General features: G+C 39.8%; 15 protein-coding genes. 8 read left to right on the top strand and 7 right to left on the bottom strand.

Annotation, left to right across the window (positions count from 1 at the left end; genetic code table 11):
- Nucleotides 1-14 precede the first annotated feature (14 nt).
- From SULAR_RS00880 to SULAR_RS00860, 5 genes are all read right to left on the bottom strand, one after another.
- Nucleotides 15-626: a porin family protein gene (locus SULAR_RS00880; RefSeq protein WP_008241964.1), complete on the bottom strand. Its 612-nt coding sequence runs from the start codon at nt 624-626 to the stop codon at nt 15-17.
- Between the two features lie 171 nt (nt 627-797).
- Complete coding sequence (locus SULAR_RS00875; protein WP_008241958.1) at nt 798-1,385, bottom strand: ABC-type transport auxiliary lipoprotein family protein; 588 nt, start codon at nt 1,383-1,385, stop codon at nt 798-800.
- Nucleotides 1,382-2,293: an MlaD family protein gene (locus tag SULAR_RS00870; RefSeq protein WP_008241957.1), complete on the bottom strand. Its 912-nt coding sequence runs from the start codon at nt 2,291-2,293 to the stop codon at nt 1,382-1,384. Before SULAR_RS00870 ends, SULAR_RS00875 begins: the two co-directional genes overlap by 4 nt.
- Nucleotides 2,286-3,059 carry an ABC transporter ATP-binding protein gene (locus tag SULAR_RS00865; RefSeq protein WP_008241956.1) on the bottom strand — a complete coding sequence of 258 codons (774 nt, stop codon included), beginning with the start codon at nt 3,057-3,059 and terminating at the stop codon, nt 2,286-2,288. Before SULAR_RS00865 ends, SULAR_RS00870 begins: the two co-directional genes overlap by 8 nt.
- Nucleotides 3,056-4,159 (bottom strand): ABC transporter permease, encoded by a 1,104-nt coding sequence (locus SULAR_RS00860; protein WP_008241955.1) that lies wholly within the window; start codon nt 4,157-4,159, stop codon nt 3,056-3,058. Before SULAR_RS00860 ends, SULAR_RS00865 begins: the two co-directional genes overlap by 4 nt.
- Nucleotides 4,160-4,229: 70 nt before the next feature.
- Between SULAR_RS00860 and speA the strand changes: the two genes are divergently transcribed.
- From speA to SULAR_RS00845, 3 genes are all read left to right on the top strand, one after another.
- A complete protein-coding gene (speA, locus tag SULAR_RS00855; protein ID WP_008241954.1) occupies nt 4,230-6,095 on the top strand; it encodes a biosynthetic arginine decarboxylase in 1,866 nt (621 codons plus the stop codon).
- A 2-nt stretch (nt 6,096-6,097) separates the two neighbouring features.
- Entirely contained in the window at nt 6,098-6,799 is a 702-nt protein-coding gene (gene cysE, locus SULAR_RS00850) for a serine O-acetyltransferase (protein WP_008241952.1), read from the top strand.
- Between the two features lie 68 nt (nt 6,800-6,867).
- Nucleotides 6,868-8,034: a pyridoxal phosphate-dependent aminotransferase gene (locus tag SULAR_RS00845; RefSeq protein WP_008241950.1), complete on the top strand. Its 1,167-nt coding sequence runs from the start codon at nt 6,868-6,870 to the stop codon at nt 8,032-8,034.
- 67 nt (nt 8,035-8,101) lie between these two features.
- Here SULAR_RS00845 and SULAR_RS00840 read toward each other — a convergent pair whose 3' ends face one another.
- Nucleotides 8,102-8,665, bottom strand: coding sequence for a DedA family protein (locus SULAR_RS00840; RefSeq protein WP_008241949.1), 564 nt, complete (start codon nt 8,663-8,665; stop codon nt 8,102-8,104).
- Nucleotides 8,666-8,723: 58 nt separating this feature from the next.
- Between SULAR_RS00840 and SULAR_RS00835 the strand changes: the two genes are divergently transcribed.
- The 5 genes from SULAR_RS00835 to SULAR_RS00815 are packed head-to-tail and all read left to right on the top strand — an operon-like array spanning nt 8,724 to nt 12,817.
- Complete coding sequence (locus SULAR_RS00835; RefSeq protein ID WP_155993619.1) at nt 8,724-9,638, top strand: AEC family transporter; 915 nt, start codon at nt 8,724-8,726, stop codon at nt 9,636-9,638.
- Nucleotides 9,639-9,671: 33 nt separating this feature from the next.
- A complete protein-coding gene (locus tag SULAR_RS00830) occupies nt 9,672-10,889 on the top strand; it encodes a saccharopine dehydrogenase family protein (protein WP_008241947.1) in 1,218 nt (405 codons plus the stop codon).
- 3 nt (nt 10,890-10,892) lie between these two features.
- On the top strand, nt 10,893-11,648 hold the full coding sequence (locus SULAR_RS00825) for an ElyC/SanA/YdcF family protein (protein WP_008241946.1): 756 nt from the start codon (nt 10,893-10,895) through the stop codon (nt 11,646-11,648).
- Nucleotides 11,648-12,376: a TIGR02453 family protein gene (locus SULAR_RS00820; protein ID WP_008241945.1), complete on the top strand. Its 729-nt coding sequence runs from the start codon at nt 11,648-11,650 to the stop codon at nt 12,374-12,376. Before SULAR_RS00825 ends, SULAR_RS00820 begins: the two co-directional genes overlap by 1 nt.
- Before the next feature lie 9 nt (nt 12,377-12,385).
- Entirely contained in the window at nt 12,386-12,817 is a 432-nt protein-coding gene (locus tag SULAR_RS00815; RefSeq protein WP_008241943.1) for a thiol-disulfide oxidoreductase DCC family protein, read from the top strand.
- Between the two features lie 425 nt (nt 12,818-13,242).
- On the opposite strand, the gene SULAR_RS00810 is transcribed toward SULAR_RS00815, so the two are convergent.
- On the bottom strand, nt 13,243-13,614 hold the full coding sequence (locus SULAR_RS00810) for a DUF2237 family protein (protein ID WP_008241942.1): 372 nt from the start codon (nt 13,612-13,614) through the stop codon (nt 13,243-13,245).
- Nucleotides 13,615-13,627: the final 13 nt, after the last annotated feature.

Here is a 13,627-nt window from a genome sequence, read left to right as displayed (position 1 = left end):
TCAATTTTTACTTCTTAGAAGTTATACATTACACCTGCAAGGATAGCATCTCCATGTGGTCCTTCTATTAGTGAATGTTCATACTCAGCGAGCAGTTTATACTTTTTATTGAGTGCATATTCAATACCTGCACCAAATACAAAATCATCTTCTCTCTCATCGATATTAAGTTCTGAGATCTCTTCCCACTCGAACTCATATCCTACTTTACCGAAAATACCCAGTTTATGTGTCGCTTCATACGTATACACGATGTCTAATGCTGATGTGTGGTATGTTGATGTGGCTTTTACTTCATCATGCGCTGTGATCTCATACACCGTATTCTTACCATAGGTATAGTCATACTCAAGTGCAAACCCATTACCCAGTCTGTACCCTATATCGATACCAAAGCCATAACCATAGTCATTATCACCATCAAGGAGTGCTTCACCATGTTGGATCTCATCACCCAGCAACATCATACCGGCAACTACAACATAAAACTTTGACTCTTCATGGTGTCCATGTGCTACTTCTTCTAAAGCTGGTTCATTTACCTCAACAGGAGCGATATCTCCTCCGGCAAAAAGTTGTGTTGTCAAGTGTGCTGAAAGTGCAGCTGCTACCAACGCTTTTTTCATCTGTTTTTCCTTTTTATGAATACTATCAAATAATTAATATTATAAATGTTAATAGGTATTTACTTAAAAAAACAATTTTTACTGGATAAAAAATAATTTTTGATCAAATTTCCTGATAATTCTAAGATTTTTCACTTTTGCACTCAATAAAATACATGAGATGTATCAATATTATTTAAGCCACCTCAAGAGATCTTGACTGAGTTTGGCAATGATTCTATTGGTTGCAATCGCATAGCCTTTAGCATCTGTGGTTAGAGTAGGTTCCTGGTAAGAAAATCTTTTACTTTTTACCAGTCTGCCCCTATCTTCATCAATAAAGGTGAACTGTATGGAAACCACAGCATAAGAGTCTCTGCCCCGTACCTGGTGTTCAAAATCAAAAATAGTACTTTCTAGTCTATAGTTCTCTTCAAGGGTTGACATATCTGAAAGTACGACTTTAAAGAGTCTGCTGCTATCTAACACTTCTATGAACGTACCTTGCAAAAGCCTGCTCATGTTATTGGACCATTGGGAATTTTGGTAGGTTCCTCTATCATTCATTGTATAGGAAAAGCGCATTTTTTCAGACATCGGTTCTTTGATACTTTGTGGGAATGTCACTTTGATACTTTTGTCTTTATAGGCATTAGCACTCTCTATAGGTATCTGAGGTGCATTGAGACTATAGACGTTAATTACAGGTGCTTTGCTACATCCTATGAATCCTGCTACTATCATCATACTCACTATATGGGTAAGTCTACTTTTTCTCATTCCCCCGGTCCCTTTCTTAAAGTTCTGGATTTAAAAAGCAAATCACTAGGATTTTGTTCGAGTTGTCTTGATACTGTATTGAGCTGATTGGTCAGTATGCGTATCTCTATGAGCATAGGTTCAAAGATCTGTTTGAGATTATAATCCCCTCTTTCTATGGTATTCTCCACTTTGAGTGTTACACGATTAAAATTCTTACTTGTTTCCATCAATTTATCGATGGTAGGTATAGAAACTTGCTTAATTTCTGCAAAATCTTGTTGTATCAATTTAAAATCCCTATTCATACTTGCCAGAGATTCTCTAAATTCATCCAGTGTCACTATGACTTTATCTTCCAGTTTTTCACCTTTGGCTGTCATTTGTTCTATATTATCAAAAATCTTTCCCAACGTTTCAATGTTCTCATCTGAAAGCAATTTTTGACTCTGTACTAAAAGCGATTCAATTTTCCCACTGGCGCCACCGATGTCACCTGCTAACTGTGTAAGGAATGAAGGTCTTGTTTTAATCAGCGGTATATAGTCATCCGTAGGAACCAAGGTTTTAGCTGCATTTGTACCACCTTCGATCTCTATTGACAAAAGTCCCGTCACACCAAACATGGCAGTATGCGCTACCATATCCTCTTTGATGGGTATGCCTTTTTTTATTTTGACGAATATTTCAACTTTTTCGATATCTTGAGGATTAATTCGTATATTGCTGACACTCCCGACATCTACACCACGTAATTTTACATTGGAGTCTACAGAAAGACCTGCAACAGACTCATATATTTCAAGTTTATAGATATCAAATTCTTCTTGCAGATCATATTTGGCAAGCCAAAAACCAAACCATACCATACCTGCGCCAAAGAGTAGTACGAAGATACCTACAATGGTATAATTGACTCTGCTATACATCTTTAACCTTATCCTTGAATCTCTCTTTAGTGTACTCATTCTTAAAGAATTCTTCTACAAAGGGATGTTGTGATTGTAACACATTTTCCAGCGAACCCTGTGCAACGACCTTTTTATCTGCCAAAACGGCCATCCTATCTACAATACTGAAAATACTCTCAAGGTCATGGGTGATCATGACGACAGTGATACCCAGAAGATCACGCAGTTCCACGATCAATGCATCAAAATTGCGTGCACCTATGGGATCCAGTCCTGATGTAGGCTCATCTAAAAATAGGAGCTTCGGTTCCATTGCCAATGCTCTTGCAAGGGCAGCACGTTTTACCATCCCTCCACTAAGCTCGGAAGGGTATAAACTGCCTACATGAGGCTCTAATCCAACAAGTGCCAACTTGGATCGTACCAGTTTATCTCTCATCTCTTTTGAGATATCCGTATACTCCTTAAGCTGTACTTCTATATTTTCTGCGACCGTCAAAGAGGAGTAAAGTGCCCCGAACTGGAAAAGCACACCCCAGTCACTTCGTAAGGCCTGTGCCTCTTTAAAACCTATTCGGCTTAATGATTTACCCAAAATACTTATTTCTCCTGCACTGGGTTCGAGTAGCATGATCATCTCTTTCATCAGTACGGATTTTCCTGAACCACTTTCACCCAAGATCGCATAGATCTCATTTTCATCAATATGAAGGCTCACGCCATCATGAACTGTTCTTTCTCCAAACCGTGTAACGACATCATTTACCTGAATAACTCGTTTCATAGTCCAAGCTCCGTAAAGATCACAGAGAAAAGTGCATCAAATGCGATCACTAAAAAGATCGAGTTCACCACTGATGCTGTCGTATGAAGTCCTACACTCTCTGTATTATAAGAGACTTGAAATCCTCTAAAACATCCTACAGCAGCAATCAGGAATGCAAATACCGGTCCCTTCATCATACCGAGTAGATAGTGTTTCACTTCCAACACTTCATAAAGCCTTTGGGTAAAGAGTCCCATAGAAATATCCAGCTGCATACTTGCAGCTACCATACCACCTAAGATACCTATAAGGTCGGCAAAGAAGATCAACAATGGCAGTGCTACCATTAAAGCGAAGATACGCGGAAGTACCAAAAAAGTATAAGGATCAAACCCCATCGTACGCATCGCAGCTATCTCCTCTGTAATTTTCATCGCCCCTATTTCAGCCGTGTAGGCAGAACCGCTGCGCCCTGCAATGACAATCGCAGTGATCATAGGCCCCAACTCCCTGGTAATAGATATTGCAACGGTATCTACGATGAAAATATCTGCGCCGAACTTGGCCAACTGAACAGACCCCTGATAGGAGATGACCATCCCTACTAAAAATGATGTCAAGGCGATGATGATCAGGGCATTGAACCCTGATTGGTGAATATGGTATATGGTCTCTTTAAAACGTATATCTTTAGGTTTTACAAAAGTATGGAACATCGCATAGAAAAGATGTCCCAAAAAGGTAATGAAACTCTTTATTTCATCCAATATTTCATAGGTTCTTCTACCCAAGTTTTCGAGCATACCTTTTTTTCTGGGAGGTTCGATCTTCGGGATATGTTTATGAAGCAGCGTATACATATCTTTTTGATTCTCTGTATACCCTACAATCTCAACCTCTGTCTCTTTTTGAAATCGTTCATAATAGTCTATAAAAAGCAAGACACCAGCACTGTCAAAATCACTGATACCTGAGACATCCCAAACGATCTTTTTATCATAAGGAATTTGAAGTAGTTCTTTTTCTATTTGAAGTACAGTACCAAGCATCCATTCTCCGGTAGAGATGAGCTTAAGTTGATCTTGGTCTGTTTCATACGTTAAGAACTCTTTCATCATAAGAAATATTATAGGTAAGATTAGATTAAGTTTGGCTATAATTATCATAATAAAACAACAAGGCACTACTATGAAAAATTTTGGTCTAGACATTTGGGGTGATGAAAACTTTATCATTCAGGGTGATACTATCAATATCAATCATGCCTCGAAGCCGTCACTGCTCTCCATTACCCAAGAGATACGTGAAAAAGGCTATAAAGGACCACTTCTTCTTCGTTTCCCTCATCTCCTGGAGAAACAAATTTCCACACTCTTTAAGACGTTTGAAAAAGCCAAACAGGAATTTAAATATAAAGGAAACTTTCAAGCTGTTTTTCCTCTCAAGGTCAATCAATTCCCGAATTTTGTGCATGCACTGATGGATGTTTCCAAAAATTACAACTATGGCCTCGAAGCGGGAAGTAAGGCTGAAATTATCATTGCGATGACCAAAACCCCTCTGGGTGCACCTATTACAGTCAATGGGTTTAAAGACAAAGAGATGATATCACTTTGTTTCATTGCTGCAAAGATGGGACACAACATCACAGTTACTATAGAAGGTCTGACAGAGTTAGAGACGATCATACAGGTCAATAAAGAGTTTAATGAGGATGCAGAAACACCTATCTCACCTAAGATTGGTGTACGTATACGTCTCCACAGTTCAGGTATAGGTATCTGGGCAAAAAGCGGAGGATACGGTTCCAAATTCGGTCTTACCTCTACAGAGCTTCTTGAAGCCTATGAAATGTTGAAAGAGCATGCGCTTTTAGACTATCTCTGGATGATCCATTTTCATATAGGTTCACAGATGGGAGACATTGCTCCACTTAAAAAAGCATTGAGAGAAGCCGGAAACATTTATGCAGATCTCAAAAAACGTGGGGCAGATGCACTTGGTGCGATCAATCTTGGTGGAGGTCTTGCTGTTGAATACAGTCAACACGAAGATAAACAGGAAAGAAACTATTCTCTACGAGAATTTGCCAATGATGTGGTTTTCCTTATGCAGGATATCTCTAAAAGAAAAGGTGTAGAAGAACCGGATATTTTTACCGAGTCAGGACGTTATATTGCCGCTTCACACTCTGTGCTTGTTGCACCTGTACTCGAACTCTTCTCTCAAGAGTATACAGAGAAAGGACTGCGTCTAAAAGAGGTCAATCCTCCGCTTATACAAGAACTCTATGACCTTTACAACTCTTTAAGCCGTGCTCGTGCAAGAGAGTACCTACATGACGCACTGGATCATATGGAGAGCCTTCTCACACTCTTTGATCTAGGTTACATTGACCTTGAGGACCGTTCAAATACAGAGATCCTTGTAAACCTTATCATCAAGAAATCTATCGCCTTGCTCAAGAATGAAGACAGTGATGAACTTAAAAAACTGCAAGACCGTATACAGGAAAAGTACCTTGTCAACTTCTCAGCTTTCCAGTCACTGCCTGATTTTTGGGGATTGGAACAACACTTTCCTATCATGCCTCTAGACCGTTTGGATACCAAACCGACCAACCCTGCAAGCATTTGGGATATCACTTGTGACAGCGATGGTGAGATAGGCTTTAACCGTGATCTACCATTGTATCTACATGATATCGATGTGGACACAGAAGAGTACTTTTTAGCCTTTTTCCTAACAGGGGCCTACCAAGAGGTCTTGGGGATGAAACACAACCTCTTTACCCACCCTACTGAAGCGGTGATAAACTTTGATGCAGAGGGGAATTATACGATAGATAATCTGATCGAAGCACAGAACATTATGGATATTTTAGATGATCTGGATTATGATACCTATCTCATGGATAAAACACTCAAATACAATATAGAAGAGTCTGTACATCTTAATAATGAAGAGAAACGTGAACTTTTAGGAAAACTTTACCTTTATTTAAGTGAAAACAGCTATCTTAAGACGATACAAGCCATTGACGAGGAGCGTTGAAATTGAACCCATTTAGTCTTATCAAAGAAGATTTTCTTAATGTAAAAAGGAATGACCCTGCCCTGCACTCAACCTTTGAACTCTTTTTTAACTATCCTGGGTTATGGGCACTTTTGTTTCATCGTATCGCCCACTCGCTTTACAAAAAAGGACTACGATTCCTTCCACGACTTATCTCTGCTATCGGACAATTTCTCACAGTGATCGATATACATCCCGCTGCAACCATCGGCCGCAGGGTTTTCATTGACCATGGTGTTGGAGTGGTTATAGGAGAAACAGCGATCATCGGGGATGATGTGATCATCTATCAACAGGTCACGCTTGGTGGGGTCAGTCTTACCAAAGGCAAAAGGCACCCGACGGTAGAAAATGGTGCAGTCATCGGTGCAGGCGCTAAAGTGCTGGGGAATATTACCATTGGGACCAACTCCAAAGTCGGTGCAAATTCTGTTGTGGTGAAAAATGTACCGGCTGATTCAACAGCGGTCGGTATCCCCGCACGTGTCATTAAACGCGGATTCGATAAAACCCCGCTCAGTCACGATAAGATCCCCGATGTCAATAAAGAGATATTTCAATATCTTCTCAAACGTCTTGCAGTACTTGAAACCGCAATTGAAACCGGTGACAATGCACATATTAAAGAAAAAGACCATGAGCTCGATGCACTTTATGACAACTTTATCCATTCTATGGATTAGAAAGTTCGACGGCTTTTTTTAACGCATTTTTTGCTACAATTATCCAATTTATAATCAAAGGTTTTAATATGCTTTCAGACCGTATACAAACACTGTCTCCTTCACTGACTATTGCTATCTCTTCACTTGCTCGTGATTTAAAAGCGCAAGGAAAAGATATTCTTTCTTTCTCTGCTGGTGAACCGGATTTCGGGACACCTCAACGTATCAAAGATGAGGCTATCAAAGCGATCAATGATGGGTTTACACAATATACTGCTGTACCGGGTATACCCGAGCTTTTGGAAGCTGTAGCATCCAAACTAAAAAGAGACAATAACCTTGACTACGCACCTTCAGACATCATTGTAAGCAATGGGGCGAAACAGTCCCTTTTCAATCTTTTTCAAGCGGTGCTGAATGAAGGTGATGAGGTCATCATTCCTTCACCTTATTGGGTAACCTATCCTGAATTGGTTAAATATGCAAGCGCTCTACCTGTCATTGTAGAAACTAATGAGATAAGTGGATTCAAAATGACTGCTGATCAGCTCAGTGCTGCTATTACACCTAAAACAAAAATGGTCATATTGACTTCTCCATCCAACCCTACAGGTTCAGTCTATTCTAAAGAAGAACTTGAAGCACTGGCCGCAGTACTTGAAGGTACGGATATCATGGTAGTCAGTGATGAAATGTATGAGAAGCTTGTCTATGATATTGACTTTGTAGCTGCAGCAAGTATCAGTGAAGATATGTTCCAAAGAACTGTCACCGTGAATGGTCTCAGTAAATCTGTAGCGATGACAGGATGGCGTTTTGGATACTTGGCAACACCGAACAAAGAACTCATAGCTGCCATGAACAAACTTCAAAGCCAAAGTACATCAAACATCAACTCTATTACACAAAAAGCGGCTATCCCTGCACTGCTTGGTGAAGTCGATGCCGAAATAGAACAGATGAGAAGAGCGTTTGAAGGAAGAGCAGAAGAGGCAGTGAAACTCTTTAATGAGATCAACGGTCTTTCCGTACTTAAACCACAAGGTGCATTTTACCTCTTCGTCAATATCAAAGATATCTCGAATGACTCTATAGAGTTCTGTAAAGAACTGCTTCAGTCAACAGGTGTTGCTGTCGTTCCAGGTATAGGTTTCGGAGCTGAAGGTTACTTCAGATTCTCATTTGCTACTGATATCACAACGATCCGTGAGGGTATCAGACGTATCGAAAAGTTTGTACAGAGTAAAAAGTAAGACCCTTTTTATGCTGTAGATCAAGAGAACATCTTGGTCTACATTCACTTTAAACTACTTTTTCTTACTATAAACTACTTTTTTTCTTGGTCATATTTTCCATAACAAACCATACAGCACCTATAATACTAAACAAGATCACCGGTGCGATCCATGGATTTATTTTAATATACTCAAACACTGCAATGATAGCCTCACTTGAATAATACGCACTCAATCCTATCGTCAATACAAAGACAATAGAGGCAAAAACGTTATAGAAAGCGAACTTTTTAAAGTCATATTTGGCAAGTGCCATAGAGAGCGGTACAAGGGTTTTGATCCCATAAAGAAACTTCTGTATGAAAATGGCCCATACTCCATACTTACGCATGATGAGCGTTGCAAGGGCTATTTTACGTTTATGTTTTGCAAAATAAGGCTGTATCTCTTTTTTCTGGTATTTTCCCAGATAAAATAAAAAGATATCTCCTAAAAAGTTTGATACTGTTGCCACAGCCAATGCAATACTTAAGTCCATATTACCCATAAATGAAAATACACCTGCTGCTGCAACGATAAAGAGTGAACCGCCAAATGCAAAAAATGCAATAGCCAAATAACCCCAAGTCTCTAAAGAAGAAAAATCCATAAAAAATCCTAAATATGTTATTAAAGAATCATACCCAAAATAAGTTATAATCCTTCTCATGATTGAAACACTAATGAGCATACTCTTTGTCTATGTTTTTATACTTTTAGGCTATATGGCTAAACGCATCTTCAAAGAAGAGATGAATCCAAAAACGCTGACACTGATGTCTGTCTACTTTTTACAGCCCTTTGTCACGATTTGGGGTTTCAGTACAGCCAGACTGCACAGCGAGCACCTCTATGTTCCGCTGATCTATCTTGCCATTATCCTTCTCCTGCTCTTTCCTACGATCCTGCTGGGTAAAGCACTTTTCAGTGATCCCAAGGAAAGAGCCATCTTTTCCATTGCCGGATTTGTAGGAAATACGGGCAATATCGGTATCCCATTGGGTATCGCCCTCTTTGGAGAAGCCTCTGTCATCTACACGACCCTGATCAACATCGCCAATGTATTTGTCGTCTACATCATCGGTGTCTACATCTACTCGCGTGGTTCTTTCAGTATCAAAGAATCACTTCTGAACATTATCAGGATCCCTATTATCCCGGCTTCCATTGTAGCGATACTTATCAATATCTATGAAGTGCCTCTGAGTACGGAGATCATTGAGTTTTTCAAAATGGGGGCGTATGCTGGTATCGTCTTACAGCTTTTCTTGCTGGGAACATTCCTGCAGGGTATATGCATCAAAGAGCTGCATCCAAAGCTCTTTATAGGTACGATAAGCCAGAAATTCATCATTGTCCCGTTGGCTACTGCTCTCATACTCTCTTTGACAGACTTGCCGCTTTTTGTACAGGGTGTGATCTTTATGGAGATGATGGTACCTTTGGCCGTTGCCAATATCAATCTGGCTTCCCTCTATGACTGCAAACCTAAAGATGTCACTTCACTTATACTGCTGAGTACACTTTTGTTTATGCCACTCTTATTTGGACTTAGCTATGTCATAAATCACTACTATTTGTGATAAAATAACCAAATAACTTAACTAGGAGTTCTTATGTCTAAAAATACCCTTATCATCGGTGCCGGTGGTGTCGGAAATGTTGTTGCTTTTAAGTGTGCAATGAATGACGATACCTTTGGGAATATCACGTTGGCAAGCCGTACGCTCAGTAAGTGTGATGCCATCGCTGCAAATGTCAAAGAGAAAACAGGCGTGCAGATACAGACACGGGCAGTCGATGCAGATTCTATACCTGAACTGAAAGAACTTATTGCTGCTACGGGTGCAAGTATTGTGATCAATGTGGCACTTCCTTACCAGGATCTTACCATCATGGATGCCTGTGAGGAAATGCAGGTAGATTACCTCGATACAGCGAACTACGAGCATCCTGATACGGCTAAATTTGAGTACAAGGAACAGTGGGCCAGACATGAAGAGTTCAGAAAAGCGAACATCATGGGACTTCTTGGATCAGGTTTTGACCCTGGAGCCACCAACGTATTTTGTGCTTATGCGCAAAAACACTATTTCGATGAGATCCACACCATAGACATTCTTGACTGTAATGCAGGAGATCATGGCTATCCTTTTGCCACCAATTTCAACCCTGAGATCAATCTTCGTGAAGTCTCCGCAAAGGGACGATACTGGGAAAATGGAGAGTGGATAGAGACAGAACCTATGGAGATCATGCAGGTGTGGGATTATCCTGAAGTGGGACCAAAAGACAGCTACCTGCTCTACCATGAAGAGATGGAATCATTGGTCAAACATATCAAGGGGCTCAAAAGAATCAGATTTTTCATGACATTCGGACAAAGTTATCTGACCCATATGAAGTGTCTGGAAAATGTGGGAATGTTGGGAATCAAAGAGGTCGAACACAAAGGTATGAAGATCGTTCCAATGGAATTCCTTTCTACTCTGCTGCCTGACCCTGCAAGTTTAGGACCACGTACGAAAGGTAAAACGAATATCGGTATCTTTGCCAAAGGACTCAAAGATGGTAAAGAGAGAACCATCTACATTTATCAAGTGAGTGACCATGAAGAGTGTTATGCAGAAGTGATGAGCCAGGGAGTCAGTTATACAACGGGTGTACCTGCAATGATCGGAGCAAAACTGATGCTCGAAGGCAAATGGGAAGGCAAAGGTGTCTTTAACATGGAAGAACTTGATCCTGATCCATTTATGGAAGAGATGAATAAGCAAGGCTTACCTTGGAAAGTCATGGAACTTGGTGCTGATGAAACAAGGGCCGTTGAGTAGATAATGGATTTTTTACTCAAAAAATTTATCTCTATGTTTTTAATGCCCCTTCCTCTTGGGGTATTTTTCATCGTTTTGGCTTTACTCTTACTCAGCAGAGACAAAATAAAACCAGCAAAATGGATGCTTACATTGAGTATCTTATGGCTATTTTTCTTCTCCTATCCACCTGTTGCTAACACGCTTTTATACAGTCTTGAGTCAAATACTCCGACACTGAATAATGCGCCTAAAAATGTCAAATATATCTATGTTCTAGGTGGTGGTCACTATTCGGATGAAAGTTTACCCATTACATCTCAGGTACGTGATGCCTCTGTTGTTAGGTTAAATGAAGGGATACGTCATTACCTGAAGCTACATAAATATGCAAAGATCATCCTTTCTGGGAATCATAGTCTATATGACACTACAGAACATGCTGTAATACAACAAAGACTGGCTATATCACTAGGTGTCAATAAAGATGATATCATTTTATATCTAGGTACTAGAGATACGGAAGAAGAAGCACAAGCAAGCAAAAAGTTATTGGCACAGGAACTATTTATATTGGTTACTTCAGCATCACATATGACGCGTGCACTAAACTTTTTTAGGAATGAAGGGCTCAATCCCATACCTGCGCCAACGAATCATTTGGCAAGTATACAGCACTTAAATTATACCGACTTCTTTTCATCTGAAGCACTCATGAAATCACGTATTGTATTTCATGAATATCTAGGCCTACTCTGGCAAAAGATCAAAGGAATCTAATGGTTTTCAATGGTTTTCCCAAAGAAGGACTAACCTTCCTCAGTAATATTATTATCAACAATTCCAAAGAGTGGCTTGATGACCATAAAGAGGAGTATGAGAAGTATATCGTTGCACCCAATAAAGCGTATGTGGAAGAGATGGGTGAGCATCTACAAGTACTGGTGCCCCATATTCACGCCATACCCAAAATAAACAAGTCTCTCTTTCGTATCTATCGTGATGCAAGATTTCACAGACTTGACCCGATCAAAGAACGTATCGGGATCATATTTTGGCAGGGTGCAACGCATCGTATGCAAAGCAGCTCTTTTTATATGCATTATGACCCTTTTGAGGTCTTTATCACAACAGGTATACGGAATTTCAAGCCGCCCTTACTTGCAAAATACAGAGTGTACATCAAAAATAATGCAAAGAGAGAAAGTTTACATCACATCCTAAAAGAGCTCAAGAAAAAAGGCTATACAGTACCCGAACCCCAATTCAAACGTTACCCTGTGGGACTGGACAAAGAGGATACCTATGCCTATCTCTACCTCTATGGTGCAATGTATGCATATACGACCTTCCCGCCTGATGAAACATTCCACTCTGAAGCGATCATAGAGAGAAATTTCAAGATCTATGAAGATATGCTTGACCTACACCAATGGGTCTATGAACTGACTTGTGTGACAGAGAGTACTTCAGAAGCACACTACCAAACTGTACCTTTTTCTATTTAAAGATAAAAAATGGGACTCACCTATCCTTCTTATAATCCCAGCTGGTTCAAAGTTCAAAAAAAGAAGAGGGTTGTTGTCTTCGATGGAGTGTGTTTTTTTTGTAACAAGTGCATAGATATCCTCATGAAACTAGACAAAAATAAAACTTTAAAATACACCTCTTTACAGGGTGCATTTATGAAAACGCTGAATGTAGAACAAGATCTACAAAGCATAATCTTGTATGAAGATGGAGCACTCTATTATAAGTCCACTGCTATCTTAAGAATACTAAGAAGTTTGGGTGGCATATGGATCTTGACAAATATCTTTTATCTCATTCCAAAAGTAATAAGAGACTATATCTATGACCTTATAGCTAAACACCGTTATAGGATATTTGGAAAGATGGAGCATTGTCGGATGCCTAAAAAAGATGAACAGGATTTATTTATCGATTAATGCTATTTAACTACACACTCATTACACACAAATTTGTTACTATATGACAGTGACAATAAGCCTAAAGTTTAGGCGATAGGTAATGGGTCTTCATGTCTCAAACTTGGTAAGAGTTACGGAGGCATCGCAGAAATGCGACGACTAAGTGAAAATCTGGAAATCCAGGTGACACGCATAGACCAACGTACTTATCACGTTTTGCACACAGAGAGCTACGAAATCATTTCTAGTAACACTTCCTTCAAGGGGGCTACTATTTAGTCTTCCTTCTCTGTGGATGCACTATGTAACTGTCACTTTTAAGATCGTGCGCTTACGTCTCTTGTTTTAAGCAGAAAGTCATTCTTCTGTTCAGGAGAAAAGCGTACGAGATAAGTATCAACTCTCCCAAATCTATTATCATAAAATTTGTATGTGGTAGACGACTATAGATCTATAGCATATTGTTTCAACGTTTCCAGATCGATCAGTTCAAGCATTTTTTTATGTGTTGCATGGATAAAGATCTGTGGTGCCATACCATCCAGGTGTGCTTTCACAAAACTATGACCGCCCAGACACCAGCTTTGTCCGGGTTTAACCCCTGCAAAATTATACTCCGGTATGGGCGTAGAGAGATCATTTCCCACTTTTTTGGAGTATTCTAAAAATTCCTCTGTCGCATAGATACACACCGCATGCACCGCAGGATTATGATCACCTGTATTGCAATAGCCATCTCTATGAAAGCCAGTGAGAGGCTTCAAACTGCACGGCTCTAAGGGTTCACCCAAAACATTTAATGATTCTTCCATCATGATCTGTCCTTTG

The sequence above is a fragment of the Sulfurovum sp. AR genome (assembly GCF_000296775.1).
Classification (GTDB): Bacteria; Campylobacterota; Campylobacteria; order Campylobacterales; family Sulfurovaceae; genus Sulfurovum; species Sulfurovum xiamenensis.
Note: the sequence above shows the minus strand (reverse complement) of the source record. Positions and strands in the feature narration are given on the sequence as shown.